We start from the raw sequence: 18,552 nt of genomic DNA, 5'->3' as shown, positions 1-18,552 counted from the left end.
CGAGGTTCGTCCGACGTGCCGACCCTGTTCCGCTTCCTCGTCGTCGTGGCGATCCTGGCCGGGCTCGCCTACGCGGCGATGTTCGCGCTCGCCACCTTCGTCGAGCCGACGCCGCGGGAGATGTCCGTGACGATCCCGGCCTCGAAGCTCCAGCCGCCGGGCCGATGAGCCGGACGAGCCCCGCCGCCCGGGCCGGTTCCGGGGCGGCGCAATCCTATCTCGACATGCTGGCGGCCGAGCGCGGGGCCGCGGCCAACACCCTCGCGGCCTACCGGCGCGACCTCGACGACTACCTCGCGTATCTCGGCGCCCACACCCTCGACCCGGCGACGGTCGAGGCGCCGGCGGTACGCGGCTACATGGCCGACCTCGCCGGGCGCGGCCTGTCGGCCTCGTCCTCGGCCCGGCGCCTGTCGTGCCTGCGCGGCTTCCACCGCTTCCTCTACGCCGAGGGCCTTGCCGAGACCGACCCGACCGCCCCGGTCGCCGGGCCCAAGCGCGGGCGGCCGCTGCCGAAGGTGCTGTCGGTGGCCGAGGTCGACCGCCTGCTCGCCGTCGCCAAGGCGGCGGCCGAGCGCCCCGACGCGGGACCCGGCGAGGCGGCGCGGGGGCGCCGGATGCTGTGCCTGCTCGAACTCCTCTACGCCACGGGCCTGCGCGTCTCGGAACTGGTGGCGCTGCCGCGCGCCGCGGCGCGCACCCGCGAGCGCTTCCTGATGGTGCGCGGCAAGGGCGGCCGCGAGCGGCTGGTGCCGCTCACCGACGTCGCCCGCGCGGCGATGATCGCGCATCTCGCCGACCTGCCGGCCGCGGGTCCGTGGCTGTTTCCCGCCGACAGCGAGAGCGGCCACCTGACCCGGCAGGCCTTCGCCCGCGACCTCAAGGCGGTGGCCGCCGCCGCCGGAATCCGCGCCGACCGGGTGAGCCCGCACGTGCTGCGCCACGCCTTCGCCAGCCACCTGCTCCAGAACGGCGCCGACCTGCGGGTGGTGCAGGAACTGCTCGGCCACGCCGACATCTCGACCACCCAGATCTACACCCACGTCCTCGACGAGCGCCTGAAGGACATGGTGCGCGACCTGCACCCGCTCGCCGATGCGTGATCCGATCGTCGAGCGATCGGTTCCGAGAACCGATCACTCCGCGACGTGTCGGGCCCAATAGGCGACAGCCCAGCCGAGCGCGACGGCAAACAGGGGCGTCACGATGAAGGCCAGGATCTGGATGTCGGTCATGGCTTCAGCCCCTTGAGCACGTAGCGGGCGGGGGCGTGGAGAGCGATGCTCCCGAACAGGAAGATCAGGACACCGAGTGCGAGTGTCAACGTTGGCAGATGTCCCGAGGCTCCCGAGACCCCGAACGCAGCGGCGGCAAGCGGCGCGATCACCCCAGCCGTGACCATGCCGTCCGCGGCCGTATTCAGGTATGTCGCCGTCAGCTTGGTCCGCTCGTTGTGGACGAGGCTCACGCAGGGATCTCCGTCACCCGAGCCGAGCACCGCTCAGTGGATGGGCACGCCGGCCTGGGACGGGGGGATGTGGTCGCTGAGGCGGAAGCCGACATGGGTCAGCGCCGCCTCGACCAGATCCCTGAGCACCGCATCGCCGTCGAGTTCGGACAGCCGGTGGGCCTCGATCAGGGTCCTGGCGAGTCCGTCGAGCACCTCCGGGTCGGCCGCCGGCGCGACCGGGATCCGCGGCGGCGGCGGGCTGACCGCCTTGATCGGCAGGCACGGCTTGGCGGCCGGTGGCGGGGGCGCGATCGTCCGCTCGGACACTGCCGGGGTCAGCAGCGCGCGGAACTCCGCGATGTTGCGGCGCACCTTCTCGGCTTCCTCCCTGAGGGCCGCCACGCGTTTCTGCATCTCCGCCACGAGGGCCAGACTTCGTGCGACCGGCGGGTCGTCGAGAGGCATCGTGTCCCTTTCCGCTCTGTTCTGCCGGGTAGCCGAGCGTCGCCGGCAAGATGACGTCCAGCGGGACAAATAGGCAAGGGCCGTCTTCGGCGACAATCGGTCGTTGTGCCGCGTCTGCGCGGCCCGCCGGTTGCGGTCGCGGATCCGGCGACGACCTTCGTCCCGGCCGCCGCGAGGGCGCGAAGACGATGCGGTGGTAACCCGGATTGGCTCAACCGGGACGTGTCATACGAAATCCGGATGATCGCTTCAGGCGATCCTGGCGGATCGCATTCGCGATGCGGATTTCGACTCCGCTCAGGCGGCGCGCGGGCTGGGGAGACGGAATCCGGACGTGATCGTCCGGATTCCGTCTCATCGCTCAGGGCACCGGCTTTCCGGCCGCGGCGGCCTCCATGGCGCAGGTCGCCGGGTCGGGATCGGCGGCGCCGAGGGCGGGCAGGATCGCCGCCAGTTCGGCCCGGGCGGCGTCGAGGTCGGCCCGGAAGGCGGCGCTGCCCTGGAGCGCGGCGAACAGGGCCGCGCCGTTGTCGCGTCCGGCCTCGACGTCGCTCGGCCAGTGCACGCCGCAGACGATGCGGCTCTCGCCGTAGATGCGCCCGCGCCGCAGGATCGCGGTGGCGTGCTCGGGCATCGCCGCCGCGAGGATCAGCGCGAAGGTCCAGCCCTCGGTGGTGTGGCCGGACGGGTAGGACGGGCTGCGCGCCAGCGGCTCGGTGCGCGCGACGCAGATCGGGGCATCGTTGCCGAGATGCGGCCGCTCGCGCCGGTAGACCTCCTTGGGGCGCCGCACCGCCTCGACCACGTCGAGGCGGGCCCGTTCGAGCACGCCGATCAGCACCGGCAGCCGGGCCGGATCGAGACGCCGGCCGATGCTGCACGAGAAGTCGTCGAGCAGGCTCGCCACCCCGGACGCCACGTCGTGGGTGGCGAGATGCCAGCGCGGCGTGTCCTTCAGCGCCCGGGTGGCGTCGTAGGCCGCCTTGTCGGCCCGGGCGGCCTCGCTGCCCGGGGGCGGGGGCGGCGGCAGCACCGCCGTGGTGTCGAGGGCGCCCGGCGCGAGGTAGGGCACCCGCGCGGGCTTGCCCGGCCGCACCGGGTCGGCGGCGATCGGCGGCGCCGCCTCCTGGGCGTTCGCCCCGTGGATCGCCGCCGCGGCGAGCAGGAAGGCGGCGAGGACCGGGATCGGGCGGGGCATGCGGTCTCCTGCGGTGTCGGCTCAGGCGGCGAGGATCGCCGCCGCGACGGCGTCGGGATGCTCCTCGTGCGCCGCCAGCGCCCCCGGGATCGTCGCGGCGGTCACGAGGCCGGAGGCGGCCAGCGCCTCCATCTCGGCGCCGGAGCGGCGCGGCGCGCCGGCCGGGCGCAGCACCGTCACCGGCGGCAGGCCGGGGCGGAACAGCGCCAGGAACTCCTCGCGCGTCTCGACCGGGTCGAGGCCGCCGGTGACGAAGGCCGCGGTGCCGAAGCGGGCGCCGGGCTGATTCGTCACCCGGCGCTTGTCGGCCAGGACCTCGGGGGTCACCCGCGCCGGGTCGGCGTAGACGTGGGCCTGCATCATCCGCGACACGATCGGCGTCGAGACGTTGAGACGGTAGAGGAGGTCGCCGACGAGCGGCGTCTCGACCGCCCGGCGCAGGCGCCGGAACAGCGGCCGCCGCTCCGGTCCCATCGCGGTCGGCAGCGGCCCGCGCCAGGTCGGCGCGACGAGGACGAGCCGCGCGAACAACCCGGGATGGCGCCGCGCCGCCGCCACGAGGTAGCCGGCACCGTGCCCGGCCGCGACGCCCAGCGCATACGGGCCCGGCCGGGCCTCCGCCAGGGCGTCGAGGAAGGCGTGCAGGGTCGCGGGGGCCAGCGGCACCCGCGCCCGCGCCTCGGCGCCGAAGCCGGGCCAGTCCGGCACGAGGCAGCGGAAGTGCCCCGCGAGGTGCCCGGCCAGCGGCCGCATCTCCTCCCGGGTGGCGATCGACGACAGGGCCGGCAGCAGCAGCGCGTCGGGCCCCTCGCCGATCGTGTCGCAGCCGAGGTCGACGTCGCGGCCGGCGAGGCGGAGGATGAGGCGGCGATGGGGCATCAGAACGGCTTCACCACGACGAGGATCACGATGACGATCATCAGCAGCGTCGGGACCTCGTTGATCACCCGGTAGAAGTTCGGCGTGCGGGTGTTGCGGTCGGCGGCGAAGTCCTTGACCATCCGCGAGAACCAGCCGTGCAGGCCGCTCATCGCCACGACCAGCGCCAGCTTGGCGTGGAGCCAGCCCTGCGAGAACGCGCCGCTCTGCACCGCCAGCGTGATGCCGAACACCCAGGTGGCGATCATGCCCGGCAGCATGATCCCCTTGGCGAGGCGCCGCTCCATCACCTTGAAGGTCTCGCTCTGGGCCGAGCCCGCCGGTGCGGCGGCGTGATAGACGAACAGGCGCGGCAGGTAGAGCATCGCGGCCATCCAGGCGATCAGCGCGAGGATGTGGCCGGCCTTGATCCAGAGATAGAGCACGGGGGGTCCTGGGTTCGGAGAGGATCAGCGCCGGAATCTGTCGAGCGTGCGCTCGACATCACTTGCGGAGCCTGTCGAGCATGCGCTCGACATCACCTGCGAAGCCGGTCGAGCATGCGCTCGACATGCGCGATCGGCGTCTGCGGGGTGATGCCGTGGCCGAGGTTGAACACGTGCGGCGTGCCCGCGGTGGCGGCGCGGATCGCGTCCACCGCCGCGTCGAGGGCGTCGCCACCGGCGATCAAGGTCTCGGGGGCGAGGTTGCCCTGGGTTACGGTGCCAGCCGGCAGGCGGGCGCGCAGGGCCGCGAGATCCACCGCCCAGTCGACCCCGACCGCGTCGGCGCCGGTCTCGGCGACGACCCGGGCATGCCCGTCGAGCCCCGAGCCGCGGGCGAACACGATGATCCGCACCCCCGGCGCCCGCGCCCGCAGGCCGGCGACGATCCGGGCGATCGGGCGCAGGCTCCAGCGCGCCAGGGCGTCGCCGGTCTCGCCCTCCGGAACCGCCGGCAGGGCGCCGGCATGGCTCTCGAAGATCTGCACCGCGTCGGCCCCGGCGGCGCATTGCCGGGCGAGGTACTCGATCGAGACGCTCACCAGCCGGTCGATCAGCGCGTCGAGGAGCGCCGGGTCGCGGGCGCCGAGCGCCCGCGAGGGGGCGAGATCGGGCGTGCCGCGCCCGCCGATCATGTAGCTCGCCACCGTCCAGGGCGCGCCGCAGAAGCCGAGCAGGGTGGTGGCGTCGGGCAGGCCCGCCCGCAGGCGCGACACCGTCTCGAAGACCGGCGCGAGCCGGCCCATCACCGCCGGGTCGTCGGGCCCGCGCAGGGCATCGAACTCGGCCTGCCCGGCGAGGGGATCGAGGCGCGGCCCCTCGCCCTCGACGAAGCGCACGTCCTGGCCGAGCGCGTGCGGCACCACCAGGATGTCGGAGAACAGGATCGCCGCCTCGAAGCCGAAGCGCCGGATCGGCTGGAGCGTGACCTCGGTGGCGAAGTCCGGATTGTAGCACAGGTCGAGGAACGAGCCGGCCTGCGCCCGCACCTCGCGATATTCCGGCAGGTAGCGGCCGGCCTGCCGCATCATCCAGGCCGGCGGGGGCGACAGCGCCTCGCCGCCGAGGACGCGCAGCACCGGCCGGCGGGCGGCGGCAGCCCCACGGGCTGCCTCGGAGGTGTTCGGCGTCACGCTCGTCGTTCTCCCTCGTCATCGGCCCGCAGGCCGTCGGCTCGATCTAACCGCAGAGCCTCCGTCCGACAGGGGGACCCTTGGTCGCTTCGTGCGCCGCGACGCGTCCCCAGCCGGCCTCTCATAAAAGGAAGATAGGAATCTAGGACTCTGTTTTTTCTATTGGGGGGCGGAATCACGCGCTGCCAGCGGCGTCCACAGCCTCTCCCCGCGGCGACGGCGTTAAGAGGGCTTTAACAGGTTCCGTTCAATATGCAGGGATCGCGTGAGAGGTGAGGGGCTTGCGCCCCGCGATCCTCTCCCGCGGCCGACCGGGTCCCGGATTCTCCCATCGGCCCGTCGCGCCGTCCCGGCACCCTCGCGTCTGTTGACGCGGGAGTCGATGAGCGGAGGCGCCCGCCGCCTGGACCTGCGGCCAAGCCCGGATTATCCACACTTGTCGACTCCCGACGCGCCCCGGGGTGCATAACCGGCCCGGGGCGGGGATCGCGCGCGCCGGACCGGTCCGGCCCCTCACCGCCCGGCCGGGGAGTCCACGTGGTCCGCAGCTACTTTCACCTCCACCTCGTCTCGGACTCCACCGGCGAGACCCTCATCAATGTCGGCCGCGCCGCGGCGGCGCAGTACGAGGGCGTCTCGGCGATCGAGCACGTCTATCCGCTGGTGCGCTCGGGGACCCAGCTGGAGCGGGTCATCAACGAGATCGAGCAGGCGCCCGGCATCGTGCTCTACACCCTCGTCGGGCACGAGCTGACCGAGCGGCTGGAGGAGGCGTGCCGGGCCACCGGCTCGCCGGCCCTGTCGGTGCTGGAGCCGGTGCACAGCCTGCTGCAATCCTATCTCGGCGCCCATTCGACCGCGCGGCCCGGCGCCCAGCACATGCTGAACGCCGAGTACTTCAAGCGCATCGACGCGATGAACTTCACCCTGGCGCACGACGACGGCAACCTGCCGGTCGACCTCGACGAGGCCGACGTGGTGCTGCTCGGCGTCAGCCGGACCTCGAAGACCCCGACCGCGATCTACCTCGCCAATCGCGGCCTCAAGACCGCCAACATCCCGCTCGTCCCGGGCGTGCCGCCGCCGCCGGTGCTGGAGACCCTGCGCCGGGCGCTGGTCGTCGGGCTGATCGCCTCGCCGGAGCGGATCGTGCAGATCCGCCAGAACCGGCTGCTCAGCCTCAAGGCCGACGAGGATTCGCCCTATGTCGACCGCGACGCGGTGGCCAACGAGATCGCGACCTCGCGCCGGCTGTTCGCCCGCAACCGCTGGCCGGTGATCGACGTGACCCGGCGCTCGATCGAGGAGACGGCGGCGACGATCGTCGACCTCCACCGCGAGCACCGGATGAAGTTCATCGCCACCTGACGCGCCCGACCCCCGATGACCCGTCCGCTCTGGCGCGGCCCCGCGCCGCTTCTCCTCGCCTCGACCAGCCCGACCCGCCGGGCGCTGCTCGAGTCCGCCGGCCTCGCCGTCGAGGCGCGGGCGCCGGAGGTCGACGAGCGCGCCGTCGAGGCCGCGTCCGGCGGCCTGCCGCCGGCGCGCCTCGCGCAAGTTCTCGCCGAGGCCAAGACCGCGGCGGTCGCCGAGGCCGCGCCCGACCGGGTCGTGGTCGGGGCCGACCAGGTGCTCGATCTCGACGGCGCGGTGCTGCACAAGCCCGGCGGCCGGGCGGCGGCGCACGCTCATCTCGCCCGGCTCCAGGGCCGGACCCACGGCCTGCACGCCGCGGTGGCGCTGGCGCTCGGCGGCGTCGTGGTCGACCGCTTCGTCGCCACCGCCCGGCTCACCCTGCGGCCGCTCGACGGCGCGGCGATCGACGCCTATCTCGACGCCGCCGGTCCGGCGGTGACCGGCAGCGTCGGCGCCTACCAGATTGAGGGCGTCGGCATCCACCTGTTCGACGCCGTCGAGGGCGACCATTCCACCATCCTCGGCCTGCCGCTGCTGCCCCTGCTCGCGCGCCTGCGCGGCCGGGGCCTGCTGGCGTTCTGATCCGACCGGACCCGCCCATGCCCGCTCTCCCGAAAGCCTTCGTGGTCGGCCATCCGATCGCGCATTCGCGCTCGCCGCTGATCCACGGCCACTGGCTCGCCGCCCACGGCCTCGCCGGCCGCTACGAGCGGATCGACGTGGCGCCGGAGGGTTTCGCCGACTTCCTGCGCGGCTTCGCCGAGGCCGGCTTCGTCGGCGGCAACGTCACGATCCCGCACAAGGAGGCGGCGTTCCGCCTCGTCGACCACCTCACGCCGCGGGCGCGCCGGATCGGCGCCGTCAACACGCTGAGCCTCGACGGCGACGGCCGGCTGCACGGCGACAACACCGACGCGCCCGGCTTCATCGCCCACCTCGACGCGAGCCTCGGCGCGGAATGGCCGGTCTCGACCGGCACCGCGGCGGGGCGGGCGGCGGTGATCCTCGGAGCCGGGGGCGCCGCGCGGGCGATCGTGGTCGGGCTGCTCGACCGCGGCCTGTCGCGGATCCTCGTCGCCAACCGCACGGCGGAGCGCGCCGGGGCCCTGCGCGACCTCGATCCCGAACGGGTCGCGTCGGTGGAGTGGGAGGCGCTGCCGGACCACCTCGCGGAGGCGGGGCTCCTCGTCAACACCACCTCGCTCGGCATGGGCAGCGGCCCGCCCCTCGTCCTCGACCTGTCGCCGCTGCCGGCGGGGGCCGCGGTGGCGGACGCCGTCTACGTGCCGCTGGAGACGCCGCTGCTCGCCGCCGCCCGCGTCCGCGGCCTCGCGGCGGTCGACGGGCTCGGCATGCTGCTGCATCAGGCGGTGCCGGGCTTCGCCCGCTGGTTCGGGGTGACGCCGCGGGTCACCCCGGAGCTGCGCGCCCTCGTGGTCGCCGACATCGAGGGCCGTCGGTGAGCCGGCCGGTCGTCCTCGGCCTCACCGGCTCGATCGGGATGGGCAAGAGCGCCACCGCGGCGATGTTCCGCGCCCGCGGCGTGCCGGTCCACGACGCCGATGCCTGCGTCCATGCCCTCTACGGCCCGGGCGGCGCCGCGGCGGCGCGGATCGGCGAGGCGTTTCCGGGCACCCTCGCCCCCGACGGCGCCGTCGACCGCGCCGCCCTGCGCGCCCGCGTGCTCGACGATCCGGCGCGGATGAGGGCGCTCGAAGCCCTGGTCCATCCCCTGGTGCGCGCGGCCGAGGCGGACTTTCTCGCCGCCCAGGCCGGGGCGCCGCTCGCGGTGCTCGACGTGCCGCTGCTCTACGAGACCGGCGGCGAGGCGCGCTGCGACGCGGTGGCGGTGGTCAGCGCCCCGCCCGAGGTCCAGCGCGCCCGGGTGCTCGCCCGGCCCGGCATGACCGAGGCGACCTTCGCGGCGATTCTCGCCAAGCAGATGCCCGATGCCGAGAAGCGCCGCCGGGCCGACTTCGTGATCGAGACCGGGGAGGGCTTCCCCCATGCCGAGGCGCAGGTGGAGGCGGTGATCGCGACGCTGCGGCGGTGAGGGTCGTTGGCAGGCCGCCACCACCCCTCGTGAAACCCGCGACGCGAACCCTCCCCCCTATGCGGGGGAGGGTGCCCCGCTGCGAGTGCGAAGCACTCGTGCGCGGGGCGGGCCGGGACGACAGTCCCACAAGAGGGGACCGCGACGGTGTCGGATGGAGCGCCTGTCCCATCGGCTCCGACCTTTCCGGAAGCGTGGTTCCCCTCTCGGCGGGACTTCGTCCCGCTGCGCTCACTCCGTTCGCCACCCTCCCCCGCAGAGGGGGGAGGGTTTGAATGCGCCCCGCACCCCTCTACCCGAACGCCCCGACCTCGTGCTGGATCATGCCGCTGATCTCGCGCACCTGGGCGAACAGGCGGCCAATCGGGGCGAACAGGGTGCGGTGCTCGGCCTCGTAGGTGCCGACGCCGCGGGGGCCGGCCGGCTCGCCGAAATTGAGCCCGAGCGTCGGGTCGGGAGTGACCGGGAAGATCTCGTCGAGGAGCTTGAGACAGGCCTCGACGTCGAGGCGCAGGATGCGCTCGATCAGGGCCTCGCGGGTGACGCCGGCCTGCGGGCGGAAGCCCGGGATGTGGACGGCGAGGAACCAGATCCGGTGGATCAGGGCGATCCGCAGGGCGTGCAGCAGGGTCAGGCGCGGCCCCATCCCGGTCAGGTCGGCGGCGACCATCTGGAGCCGCAGGTGGTCGTGGGTGAGGCGGCCGAACAGCCGGCGCAGGCGCGGCGCGAGGTTGAGCCGGTCGAGGGCCGCCGCGATGGCGACGATCTCCTCGCGCCGCCCGTCGCGGGTCGCCCGCCGCGCCCGCTCCAGCCACATGCCGGGATCGAGGGTGTCGACATAGGCCCGCAGCACGTCGAGGTCGCTGACCGCGGCGGCGTGCCGGGCGAGGCTGAAGGCGCGGCCGAACCGCTCCGACTGCACCCGCATGTCGTTGAACAGGTCGGGCGCGCGCCCGGCGGCGCGGCCGAGGCCGTGCAGGCTGTTGGCGAGGAAGCCGAGCTGCTGGAGGATCGCGTTGTTGGGGATCGCCCGCATCTGGGCCGGATGGGTGATCGCCACGGGGCCGCCGGCGTCGGACTGGCGCGCGACCGGGCGCGAGCCGGTGCGGTCGATGAGGTTGGGACCGAAGGTGCCGAGCAGGGCGGCGTAGCCGGGATCGTCCACCAGGGTCTGCATGTCCTGGCGCATGCCGGTGAAGAACTCGGTGGCGAAGTCCGGCTCGGCGTAGACCGGGTCGGGCGCCTCGGGCAGGCGCGAGTAGACGTGCTCGGCGATGCGCTGCACCGTCGCCTCGGCGAGCGCCGGGCTGCCGAACAGGAGGTAGCCGTCGGTGCCCTGGAAGCTCGATTCGAGCCGGACCTGGATCCCGGCCTCGCGGTTGCGCCGGCGGGCCTGGGTCGGGGCGAGGTAGGCCAGCCGCTCGGCGAGGCTCTCGGGATGGGCGCCGCGGCCGATCGACTCGCCGTGGGTGTCGAAGATCACCAGCTCGACGTCGGCGAGGCCGTGGGCCACCATCAGCTCGGTGACGCGCAGGCGCAGGCGCTCGATCCAGAACGTCGCGGCGATCTGGCCGACGTAGCGGCCGGAATCCGAGTAGCCGAACTGCAGCACCAGCCGGCCGAGGCGCTTGAGGTACCGCTGCCAGTGCGGCGAGCGCAGGGCGTCCTCGACGACGTGGATGCCCTGTTCGAGCGCCGAGGCGGTCTCGAACAGCGGCGTGATCTCGACCTTGTCGCCGATGCCGAAATGCTCGGCGAGCCAGAGGGCGGCGAGCAGGGTGTAGCCGGTCTCGGTCTCGGCGATGAGGAAGCGGACCGGGTGGCTGCCGTCGACGTGCTTGAGGATCTGGGCGATCGTCATCATCAGCCGGGCGGCCGAGGCGCGCTCGGCGGCGAGCGCCCCGAAATCCACCGGCACCGCCGCGACGTGGTCGAGCAGGTCGTTGATCGAGGCGAGGTGCGAGCGGCGCTGGGCCGGGTCGGTCGGGTCGCCGTCCTGGTCGAGGGCGCGGCGGACCGCGTTGTGGACCTGGCTGGCGTTGAGCCGGAAATGCGGCAGCCCGTTCTGGAGCCCGTGGGCGGCGCAGCCCGCCCGCAGCACGCACAGCGCGAGGCGGGCGTCGTCGTCGGCCGCCTCCGCCACCGCCTGGTCGAGGAGCGCCAGCAGCGGCCCGACCTCGGTCTGCGCCCGCTCGCGCTCGATGATGAGGGCGAGGGCGAAGCGGTGCACCACCTCCAGGCCCGGCTTGTCGCCGAGCTTGGGCGCCGCGGCGAGCTGGCGCAGCACCGCGTCGCGGGCGGCTTCCGCGAGGCGCCGGGCTGGGCCGGCGGCCGGGTCGTCCGGCAACTGGTCGAGCACCCGGTCGAACTGGGTCCGCTTCGATTCGAGCCGGTAGCGCAGGGTGTCCCACCAGTCGATGTCGGTGCGCCCGTCGGTGTCGCATCCGACCCAGGAGGCGAGCACGACCGGGCGCGGCACCAGCGCGTGCCAGCGGTCGGGCCAGCGCTCCCGCGCCGCGCGCAACACCGCGGCGTTGAGCCGGTCGAGGGCGGCGCGCCCGTGCTGCACCCCGTGCCGGGCCTGATCGAACTCGTCGTTGAGGGTGATGACCGGGTCGGGCCGCGCCGACAGCGTCGCGGCCTCGGCCAGGAACGGCTCCCGCGCCTCCGGCTCCGCCGTGGCGGCGTCCGCCAGCAGGTGGGCCACCGCCCGCGACATGCCGAAGGTCGGGTGGGCGGTGAACACCGCCGCGAACCGGGTGCGCTCCAGCCGCGCCCGCGCCTCCTCGAACGAGGCCGCCGGATCGCCGAGGACCAGCGTCGCGGTGTCGTCGAGGCTCGCCCCGCCGCCGAGGCCGACATAGGCCCGCAGGCGCGCCGCCCGCTCGCCGAGGGCGTCGTGGCGCAGGCGGGCGAACAGGCCGTCGAGGTCGCCCTCGCCGATCTCGCCGCGGTCGAACCGCCGGCTGATCGCCAGCGCCACGGTCAGGACCGGATTGCGGAACGGATCCTCGCTCGCCTGCTGGCGGGCCTGCTCCACCAGGTGGAGCAGGTCGCGCTCCAGTTCCTCTGCGTCGCGGGATGCCGCGCCGTTGCCCTCGTGCCTGTCCATCGGCGTGCTCGCCCCCTGAAAACCCGTCAGCGTGTGCGGGATGACCGTCCGGCAGGCAAGGACCGTTCCGCCCGGGATCCCCGGGAAAGGGATCGTTGACCGGATCTTAACGGATGGTCAGGCGCGCGTGCCCGGGGCATCATCCGATCCGACGACGAATCACCGCCGGCAGAGCGGGCAGGGGGACGCCACGATGTCGATGATCGCAGCCAGCACGGGCAGCTACGGAGCGCCCGCCGAGCCGCCGCCGGTCGCGGCGGCCGAGGAGCAGGACACCCGGCAGGTGTTCGACGCGACGGCCCTCGGCCCCGACGGCGTCGAGGCGGTCGCGGCCGAACTGCGCCGGGCCGGGTTCCTCGGCGACCGGCACGGAGCCGGCCGGCGCGGGTGACCGGGCCGCGGCCGGATCACGGCCGCCCGGTCGCCGGTGCCTGCGGGGTCGGCCCGGTGCCGCGGGTCGTCGGGGCCGGCACCGGCGCCCCGGCGCCGCCGGCGCTCGCCTGCGGCGTGCACACCACGGCGTCCTCCAGCACGTAGCAGATGCTCATCGCGCCGGTGCGGTGGTTGACCCGGAACACGCCGGCCTCGCGCAGGTGGCGGGTGGCGACGAGGCCGTATTGCGACGGCGGCTGCGGACCGGCGCCCTCGCCGGGACCGAAGCACAGGGTCGTGCCGACGGTGTTCTCCTGCAGGCCGTACTGGCACGAGGTGACCTCGCCCGTGACCGTGTCGACCCGGTAGACCCGGTTCAGGTCGGCCTGCGGCGCCGGCACGAACTCGTAGGTCGCCGCCCGGGCCCGACCGCCCGCCGCGGCCAGCGCCAGACCCAGCATTCCGGCGGCCCAGGCCCGCCGATCCCATCCACCGCGCATCGCGCGCTGCTCCTCGTCTGCCGCCGTTCGGGGCGAATCGGCCGTCGTCGCGCGTTATAGCGCGGCCTCCGGGCGCGTGCCCCGCCCGCTCACGCCGGGTCGGGCGCCGTCTCCCGCGCCGCCCGCCGGGCGGCCCGGGTCTCGCGGGCATGCGCCGTCTCGCGCAGGCGCCGGCGGCGCTCGTCGAGGCCGTCGCGGGTCGGCGGCCACCAGCCGCGGGCGGGGTCGTCCGGTCCGGCGGCCGGGAGAACCGCGGCGAGTTCGGCAAAGGTCGGCATCCGCCACCAGCCCCAGACGAAGGAGCCGCCGCGGTCGCGCAGGAACGGGTAGGTCGTGGCCACCGCCGCGGGGTCGAGCGGGTCGGCGTCCAGCGCCTCGAACGTCACGACGCCGTGCTCGCGGGTTTCCACCGGGGCGCCGAGCGGCGGCGGGTCGGCCTGCGGCACCGGGTGGCGGCGCCGGCGCCGCTCGCTCTCCCGGCCCGGGTCGCGGCCGGCGGCGCGGGCCCGGCGCGCCGCCGGCTCGGCCTCGGCGGCGGCCGCCTCGATCGCCGGCCAGACCGCCCGCAGGTCCTCGTAACCGCGCCACGGCACCCGCCACGCCCGGATCGCGGGATCCCAGTGCGCCGAGGCGATGCCGCGCAGGAGATCGACCACCCGGCGCGAGTAGGGGGTGCGCACCACGAGGCTGTCGGGCGGCGTCTCGAGGTAGCGGCTCGCCAGCGGCTCGAAGGCGAAGGCGTCGCGGCCCTTGTCGTCGGCGTGGGAATCGAGCGTCGCGAATTCCCGCGCGATCCAGGCGTCGACGCGCTGCTCGGCGGTGGTGCCGGGCACGAACCAGCGCCGCAGGGCCCGCCGCCACTTGGCGGTCGGGAAGGTGGCGCGGAACCGGGCGATGAGGTCGCGGTCGAACGGCATCGCCACCAGCACGCCGGGGCGCGTCCCGGTGCCGGGCGCGACCGCGAAGCCGCCGCCGCGGGAGACCTCGTTCTCCGGCGCCGCCACGGTCAGATCGCCGGCTTGCGGCCGCCGTAATAGTCGTCGAGGCGCTCGCCGTAGCCTGGCTCGGCGAACGGATCCTCGTCCGGGCCGTGCCGCGGCGCGCCGGCGAGCGTGTCGGCGTCGATGTCGACGACGTAGCCGCCGAGGCGCAGGTCGTAGGTCAGGGCCTTCCAGGGCAGCGGGTGGTAGCTCTCGCCGAGGCCGAGGAAGCCGCCGAACGCCACCACCGCGTAGGCGACCTGCCCCGAGACCTTGTCGACCATGAAGTTGTAGATCGTGCCGAGGGATTCGCCCTTGCGGTCGTAGACGGCGGTGCCCTCGACCTTGTTGGAGGCGATCAGGCGCCTCGTCTCGTCGAGGGCGATGCCGTCGCCGGAGGGGTCGAGTTCCATCGTGCCCGGCGCGCGCAGCGGGCGCTCGTTCGGCAGGTCGGTCGGCATCCGGGGCTCCCGTGTCGGTGGCGATTCAAGCGGGGAACCGGCCCGGGGGAGGGCGGTTCCGGCCGCCGCCTCACGAGGCGCCTTCGGCCTCGCGGCGGGCCACGCTCACCCGCACGTCCCGGCTCGCCAGCGTCATCTCGACCGCGAAGGCGAACAGCGAGCCCAGCGTGCAGACGATCGCCGCCCCGAACAGGAAGAACAGGATGCTGGCGACCGCGGCGTCGCGCAAGGCCCCGACGAACAGGGTCAGGACCGCGCCGCAGATCGCGATGCCGCCGAGCGCCGCGATCACCACCGCGACGTCGAGGGCGAGACTGCGCCGGCGCAGGTCGGCGAGACGCAGCACGCGGACCGGATCGTCGGCGGCGAGGTCCGACAGCTTCTCGACCTGATCGGCGATGCGGCCGTGCCGGGTCGAGAACACGTTGAGCAGGGTCGCGATGCCCGACAGCAGGAAGACCGGCGTCAGCGCCACCTGGATGATGTGCGCGGTCGAGTCGAGGGCGGAGGGTTCGGGGATCGGCATCGGGGCGGCGCGGGCGGGAACGGGGCGGGCCGGCCGGGCCGGTCCACCCCGTAAGGGACCACCGCTCCACCAGCGTCAAGGCCGCGGGCGGGGTGGCCGGTCAGCGCGACGGGTCGCGCTCCGGCCGGGCATCGGTGCGGGTGGCGGTGGCGATGCCCTTCGCCGTCTCGTCCGCCGTCAGGTCGATTCCGGTGCCGTGCCGGCCGGTCGTGACCGCCTCGCCGGCGTGGTCGCTGCCGTCGGCGATGCCGACCTTCTCCTCGCGCTCGAGCGGATTGATCGGCTTTCTGGTCTCGCTCACGAAAAACCTCCCTGGGTCGTCCGAGGGCGACGGCCGTCGCCCCCTTGCGTCGTCCGAGGGCGACGCGCCGTCGGCCCGAAGGTTTCCCGCCGGGCGATTCGGACGCAGGCCCGCGACGGAGCCGGGAACCGCGCGCGCCGGGCCGCCCTTGTCCCGGCAGGATGCAACCAGAACGGGAGAAAACCATGTCCGGAACCCCCACCGACGCCGGCAAGCCCGGCGACAAGGCTCCTCCCGGCACCCCGGGCACCGGCGACGACCTGTGCCCGCGCTGCCACGGCACCGGGCGGTTCGAGGCCCGGCCGTGCCCGGACTGCAACGGCACCGGCACGGTGACCGAACCGATCGGCGGCGCCTGACGATGCCGGATTCCGCCGCCGCGCCGGTGTGGTAAGCAACGCCCGCACGGCAGCGCGGCGGACGGATTCGAACGGATTCATGGGGTACCTGCACGACATCGTCGATCGGTTCCGGCGGACGGTGACGGCCTATGCCGGCGACGACGCCCTGATGCGCGCCGCCGTCTCGGCGAGCGCCAACGTCATCGTCGCCGACGGCGAGGTCGCGGGCGAGGAGTTCGAGGCGGCGCTCGCCGGCCTGCGGGCCGACCCGGTGCTGGAGAAGGGCTACGACGGGCCGATGCTGCAGGAGGAACTCTACGACGCGATCGGGCGCGCCCGCACCCGCGCCGGCCGGAGGCAGAACCTCCACGCCATCGAGGCGGTCGCCGGCCGGCCGCTGGAGCAGCGCCAGAGCGTCTTCCTCATCGCCGCCGACGTCGCCGACCACGAGGGCATCAGCCCGGTCGAGCACCGGGCGCTGGGCGAGATCGCGGCGGCGCTCGGCCTCGACATGGCGGCCCTGCTCGGCTGACGCCTCGACGTGGCGGCCCTGCTCGGCTGACGCCTCGACGTGGCGGCCCTGCTCGGCTGACGCCTCGACGTGGCGGCCCTGCTCGGCTGACGCGTCGGCCCGGCGGTTCCTCTGCGGCACCCGGCGGAACTGCGGCATCTCTTCACGGTTTTGCGGCACACCGGTCCGGCGCCCGGCGCGGAGGATCCACTCGTGAGTGCCATCGAGGAACGGGCGTCGGCGCGACCGGCCGCCCTGAAGCCCGCCCTGCTGCTCGGGGCGCTCGGCGTCGTCTACGGCGACATCGGCACCAGCCCGCTCTACGCCTTCAAGGAGGCGGTGCGGGCGGCGAGCGGCGGCGGCGCACCGAGCCCGGCGGCGGTGACCGGTGCGGTCTCGCTGATCCTGTGGTCGCTGATCGTCGTGGTGTCGATCAAGTACGCGATCCTGATCCTGCGCGCCGACAACCGCGGCGAGGGCGGCATCGTGGCGATGCTGGCGCTCCTCGGCGCCCGCCACGCGCAGCCCGGGACCTGGGGCGCCAGGCTCCTCGTGGTCGGGCTGGTCGGCGCCGCGCTCCTCTACGGCGACGGCGCCGTCACCCCGGCGATCTCGGTGCTGAGCGCGGTCGAGGGCCTGAAGGTCGAGGCGCCGGCCCTCGCGCCCGCGGTGGTGCCGATCACCGTCGCGATCCTGGTCGGGCTGTTCCTGGTCCAGAGCCGCGGCGCCGCCTTCCTCGGCCGGCTGTTCGGCCCGGTGATGCTGGTGTGGTTCCTCGCCCTGATCGGGCTCGGCCTCGGCGGCATCCTGCACGCGCCGGCGATCCTCGCCGCCCTCGAACCCTGGCGGGCGGTGGCGTTCGTCGCCGAGGCCGGCTGGCGCGTCGGCTTCGCGATGCTCGGCGCGGCCTTCCTGGCGGTGACCGGCGGCGAGGCGATGTACGCCGATCTCGGGCATTTCGGCGCCCGGCCGATCCGGCTGGCGTGGTTCGGCCTCGTCCTGCCGGCGCTCGCGGTCAACTATCTCGGCCAGGGCGCGGTGCTGCTGGCCGAGCCCGACGCCATCGAGAACCCGTTCTTCCGCCTCGCGCCGGACTGGGCGCATTACCCGCTGATCGGGCTCGCCACGCTCGCCACCGTCATCGCCTCGCAGGCGATCATCTCCGGCGCCTTCTCGCTGACCCAGCAGGCGATGCAGCTCGGCTTCCTGCCCTACCTGCGGGTCGTCCACACCGCGCCGGACGAGCGCGGTCAGATCTACCTGCCCGCGGTGAACTGGCTGCTCGCCGTCGCGACGCTCGCCGCCGTGCTGACCTTCCGCTCCTCCGACGCGCTCGCGGGCGCTTACGGCATCGCGGTTTCGACCCTGATGGCGATCACCACCCTGCTCGCCGGGCTGGTGGCCCTGCGCTGGGGCTACGCCCTGCCGCTGGTGCTGGCGGTCAACGGCGCCTTCCTGGCGGTCGACCTCGTGTTCCTGTCGGCCAACGCGGTGAAGATCGTCGAGGGCGGCTGGTTCCCCCTGGTGCTCACCGCCCTCGTCGCCCTGGTGATGCTGACCTGGCTCAAGGGCAGCCGGATGGTCGAGGCGCTGCGGGTGTCGCTGCGCCAGCCCGAGGCCGAGTTCCTCGCCCGCCTGCGGCGGGACCCGCCGGTGCGGCTGCCCGGGGCCGCCGCCTTCCTGTCCTCGGCGACGGAGGGCATCCCGCTCCACATGACCCGGTTCCTGGAGCGCAGCCACGCCCTGCACGAGCGCCTGCTCATCGTCACTGCGCTCTACGAGGAGGTGCCGGCGGTGAGCGAGGGGAAGCGCGCCGAGGTCGTGCAGCTCGCCCCCGACCTGTACCGGGTCACCCTCCGCTACGGCTTCATGGAGGCCGCCTCGGTTCCCGAGGGGCTGGCCTGCGCGGTCGGCACCGGACGGCTGCCGCCGCAATGCCTCGACGACGTCACGGTGTTCGTCGGGCACGAGACCATCATCCCGCGGCGCAACCACAGCGGGATGTGGCCGTGGCGCGAGGCGCTGTTCGCGTTCATGGCCCGGATCAGCGAGCGCACCGGGGCGTATTTCTGCGTGCCGACCCGGCAGGTGATCGAGGTCGGCACCGAGATCGAGATCTAAATGGAAACCGGCTGTAAACGATTGATTTTACATCTGAAATTTTGAGCGTGGGATCCTCTCTCCCACTCGGGAGAGGGGGACCCGCGCCAGGACGAAAAACTGTTTTCGATGGCTGCAACGGGTGCAGAAAAGCCGCGGCCCCGTTTCATCCGCAAGGGACGGCCATGCCGGTGAACAACTGATGCGGTTTGCGGACGATTCGTTCCGAAAACCGTATCACCAGCCCGCGCGGCGACTGAGCGAAGCCGGTT

At 74.0% G+C, this 18,552-nt stretch carries 22 protein-coding genes; 10 read left to right on the top strand and 12 right to left on the bottom strand.

Features of this window, described 5'->3' with window-relative positions; translation table 11 throughout:
* The first annotated feature begins 15 nt into the window (after positions 1 to 15).
* Together EOE48_RS03305 and EOE48_RS03300 are read left to right on the top strand one after the other, a co-directional pair.
* Positions 16 to 168 (top strand): histidine kinase, encoded by a 153-nt coding sequence (locus EOE48_RS03305; protein ID WP_127727356.1) that lies wholly within the window; start codon positions 16 to 18, stop codon positions 166 to 168.
* Positions 165 to 1,103, top strand: coding sequence for a site-specific tyrosine recombinase XerD (locus tag EOE48_RS03300; RefSeq protein ID WP_127727355.1), 939 nt, complete (start codon positions 165 to 167; stop codon positions 1,101 to 1,103). Before EOE48_RS03305 ends, EOE48_RS03300 begins: the two co-directional genes overlap by 4 nt.
* Before the next feature lie 128 nt (positions 1,104 to 1,231).
* On the opposite strand, the gene EOE48_RS03295 is transcribed toward EOE48_RS03300, so the two are convergent.
* The 6 genes from EOE48_RS03295 to hemE form a co-directional block, all read right to left on the bottom strand.
* Positions 1,232 to 1,468 (bottom strand): hypothetical protein, encoded by a 237-nt coding sequence (locus EOE48_RS03295; protein WP_127727354.1) that lies wholly within the window; start codon positions 1,466 to 1,468, stop codon positions 1,232 to 1,234.
* Between the two features lie 33 nt (positions 1,469 to 1,501).
* A complete protein-coding gene (locus EOE48_RS03290; protein ID WP_127727353.1) occupies positions 1,502 to 1,915 on the bottom strand; it encodes a hypothetical protein in 414 nt (137 codons plus the stop codon).
* A 361-nt stretch (positions 1,916 to 2,276) separates the two neighbouring features.
* A complete protein-coding gene (locus EOE48_RS03285; protein ID WP_127727352.1) occupies positions 2,277 to 3,113 on the bottom strand; it encodes an acid phosphatase in 837 nt (278 codons plus the stop codon).
* Between the two features lie 21 nt (positions 3,114 to 3,134).
* Positions 3,135 to 3,992, bottom strand: a complete 858-nt coding sequence (locus tag EOE48_RS03280) for an alpha/beta hydrolase (protein ID WP_127727351.1) — start codon at positions 3,990 to 3,992, stop codon at positions 3,135 to 3,137.
* On the bottom strand, positions 3,992 to 4,417 hold the full coding sequence (hemJ, locus tag EOE48_RS03275) for a protoporphyrinogen oxidase HemJ (RefSeq protein ID WP_127727350.1): 426 nt from the start codon (positions 4,415 to 4,417) through the stop codon (positions 3,992 to 3,994). Before hemJ ends, EOE48_RS03280 begins: the two co-directional genes overlap by 1 nt.
* Positions 4,418 to 4,509: 92 nt before the next feature.
* A complete protein-coding gene (hemE, locus tag EOE48_RS03270; RefSeq protein ID WP_127727349.1) occupies positions 4,510 to 5,607 on the bottom strand; it encodes a uroporphyrinogen decarboxylase in 1,098 nt (365 codons plus the stop codon).
* Positions 5,608 to 6,144: 537 nt separating this feature from the next.
* On the opposite strand from hemE, the gene EOE48_RS03265 reads away from it, so the two are divergent.
* The 4 genes from EOE48_RS03265 to coaE are packed head-to-tail and all read left to right on the top strand — an operon-like array spanning position 6,145 to position 9,076.
* The gene (locus tag EOE48_RS03265) at positions 6,145 to 6,975 is read left to right on the top strand and encodes a pyruvate, water dikinase regulatory protein (RefSeq protein ID WP_127727348.1); all 831 of its coding nucleotides are present in this window, start codon (positions 6,145 to 6,147) and stop codon (positions 6,973 to 6,975) included.
* Between the two features lie 15 nt (positions 6,976 to 6,990).
* Positions 6,991 to 7,605: a Maf family protein gene (locus tag EOE48_RS03260; protein WP_127727347.1), complete on the top strand. Its 615-nt coding sequence runs from the start codon at positions 6,991 to 6,993 to the stop codon at positions 7,603 to 7,605.
* Between the two features lie 17 nt (positions 7,606 to 7,622).
* Positions 7,623 to 8,486, top strand: a complete 864-nt coding sequence (locus EOE48_RS03255; protein ID WP_127727346.1) for a shikimate dehydrogenase — start codon at positions 7,623 to 7,625, stop codon at positions 8,484 to 8,486.
* Positions 8,483 to 9,076 (top strand): dephospho-CoA kinase, encoded by a 594-nt coding sequence (coaE, locus tag EOE48_RS03250; protein WP_127727345.1) that lies wholly within the window; start codon positions 8,483 to 8,485, stop codon positions 9,074 to 9,076. Before EOE48_RS03255 ends, coaE begins: the two co-directional genes overlap by 4 nt.
* Positions 9,077 to 9,368: 292 nt before the next feature.
* Here the strand turns inward: coaE and EOE48_RS03245 are convergent, their stop codons facing one another.
* Positions 9,369 to 12,188 (bottom strand): phosphoenolpyruvate carboxylase, encoded by a 2,820-nt coding sequence (locus EOE48_RS03245; RefSeq protein ID WP_127727344.1) that lies wholly within the window; start codon positions 12,186 to 12,188, stop codon positions 9,369 to 9,371.
* A gap of 193 nt (positions 12,189 to 12,381) precedes the next feature.
* Between EOE48_RS03245 and EOE48_RS03240 the strand changes: the two genes are divergently transcribed.
* Complete coding sequence (locus EOE48_RS03240; protein WP_127727343.1) at positions 12,382 to 12,579, top strand: hypothetical protein; 198 nt, start codon at positions 12,382 to 12,384, stop codon at positions 12,577 to 12,579.
* Positions 12,580 to 12,595: 16 nt separating this feature from the next.
* Here the strand turns inward: EOE48_RS03240 and EOE48_RS03235 are convergent, their stop codons facing one another.
* The 5 genes from EOE48_RS03235 to EOE48_RS03215 form a co-directional block, all read right to left on the bottom strand.
* A complete protein-coding gene (locus tag EOE48_RS03235; RefSeq protein WP_425463615.1) occupies positions 12,596 to 13,060 on the bottom strand; it encodes a hypothetical protein in 465 nt (154 codons plus the stop codon).
* An 89-nt stretch (positions 13,061 to 13,149) separates the two neighbouring features.
* The gene (locus EOE48_RS03230) at positions 13,150 to 14,064 is read right to left on the bottom strand and encodes a hypothetical protein (protein ID WP_246153927.1); all 915 of its coding nucleotides are present in this window, start codon (positions 14,062 to 14,064) and stop codon (positions 13,150 to 13,152) included.
* Positions 14,065 to 14,066: 2 nt separating this feature from the next.
* The gene (locus tag EOE48_RS03225) at positions 14,067 to 14,501 is read right to left on the bottom strand and encodes a PRC-barrel domain-containing protein (protein WP_127727341.1); all 435 of its coding nucleotides are present in this window, start codon (positions 14,499 to 14,501) and stop codon (positions 14,067 to 14,069) included.
* 70 nt (positions 14,502 to 14,571) lie between these two features.
* Positions 14,572 to 15,027, bottom strand: a complete 456-nt coding sequence (locus tag EOE48_RS03220; protein ID WP_127727340.1) for a DUF2721 domain-containing protein — start codon at positions 15,025 to 15,027, stop codon at positions 14,572 to 14,574.
* A 100-nt stretch (positions 15,028 to 15,127) separates the two neighbouring features.
* Positions 15,128 to 15,328 carry a hypothetical protein gene (locus tag EOE48_RS03215; protein ID WP_127727339.1) on the bottom strand — a complete coding sequence of 67 codons (201 nt, stop codon included), beginning with the start codon at positions 15,326 to 15,328 and terminating at the stop codon, positions 15,128 to 15,130.
* Positions 15,329 to 15,513: 185 nt separating this feature from the next.
* Between EOE48_RS03215 and EOE48_RS29075 the strand changes: the two genes are divergently transcribed.
* The 3 genes from EOE48_RS29075 to EOE48_RS03205 all read left to right on the top strand — a co-directional run bounded on the left by EOE48_RS29075 (position 15,514) and on the right by EOE48_RS03205 (position 18,301).
* A complete protein-coding gene (locus tag EOE48_RS29075) occupies positions 15,514 to 15,687 on the top strand; it encodes a hypothetical protein (protein WP_246153926.1) in 174 nt (57 codons plus the stop codon).
* Between the two features lie 79 nt (positions 15,688 to 15,766).
* A complete protein-coding gene (locus EOE48_RS03210) occupies positions 15,767 to 16,201 on the top strand; it encodes a tellurite resistance TerB family protein (protein WP_127727338.1) in 435 nt (144 codons plus the stop codon).
* Between the two features lie 192 nt (positions 16,202 to 16,393).
* Positions 16,394 to 18,301, top strand: coding sequence for a potassium transporter Kup (locus tag EOE48_RS03205; protein ID WP_246153925.1), 1,908 nt, complete (start codon positions 16,394 to 16,396; stop codon positions 18,299 to 18,301).
* Positions 18,302 to 18,552: the final 251 nt, after the last annotated feature.

Origin of the sequence: Methylobacterium oryzihabitans (genome assembly GCF_004004555.2) — a bacterium.
GTDB lineage: Bacteria > Pseudomonadota > Alphaproteobacteria > Rhizobiales > Beijerinckiaceae > Methylobacterium > Methylobacterium oryzihabitans.
This window is presented reverse-complemented; position numbering and strand designations above follow the sequence as displayed.

Bases quoted from the DNA above. Each gene is read 5' to 3' on its own strand.
- EOE48_RS03220 (WP_127727340.1), bottom strand. From the start codon at position 15,027: ATGCCGATCCCCGAACCCTCCGCCCTCGACTCGACCGCGCACATCATC.
- EOE48_RS03225 (WP_127727341.1), bottom strand. From the start codon at position 14,501: ATGCCGACCGACCTGCCGAACGAGCGCCCGCTGCGCGCGCCGGGCACG.
- EOE48_RS03210 (WP_127727338.1), top strand. From the start codon at position 15,767: ATGGGGTACCTGCACGACATCGTCGATCGGTTCCGGCGGACGGTGACG.
- EOE48_RS03255 (WP_127727346.1), top strand. From the start codon at position 7,623: ATGCCCGCTCTCCCGAAAGCCTTCGTGGTCGGCCATCCGATCGCGCAT.
- EOE48_RS03240 (WP_127727343.1), top strand. From the start codon at position 12,382: ATGTCGATGATCGCAGCCAGCACGGGCAGCTACGGAGCGCCCGCCGAG.
- EOE48_RS03290 (WP_127727353.1), bottom strand. From the start codon at position 1,915: ATGCCTCTCGACGACCCGCCGGTCGCACGAAGTCTGGCCCTCGTGGCG.
- EOE48_RS03300 (WP_127727355.1), top strand. From the start codon at position 165: ATGAGCCGGACGAGCCCCGCCGCCCGGGCCGGTTCCGGGGCGGCGCAA.
- EOE48_RS03280 (WP_127727351.1), bottom strand. From the start codon at position 3,992: ATGCCCCATCGCCGCCTCATCCTCCGCCTCGCCGGCCGCGACGTCGAC.
- EOE48_RS29075 (WP_246153926.1), top strand. From the start codon at position 15,514: ATGTCCGGAACCCCCACCGACGCCGGCAAGCCCGGCGACAAGGCTCCT.
- EOE48_RS03235 (WP_425463615.1), bottom strand. From the start codon at position 13,060: ATGCGCGGTGGATGGGATCGGCGGGCCTGGGCCGCCGGAATGCTGGGT.
- EOE48_RS03285 (WP_127727352.1), bottom strand. From the start codon at position 3,113: ATGCCCCGCCCGATCCCGGTCCTCGCCGCCTTCCTGCTCGCCGCGGCG.
- EOE48_RS03245 (WP_127727344.1), bottom strand. From the start codon at position 12,188: ATGGACAGGCACGAGGGCAACGGCGCGGCATCCCGCGACGCAGAGGAA.
- EOE48_RS03260 (WP_127727347.1), top strand. From the start codon at position 6,991: ATGACCCGTCCGCTCTGGCGCGGCCCCGCGCCGCTTCTCCTCGCCTCG.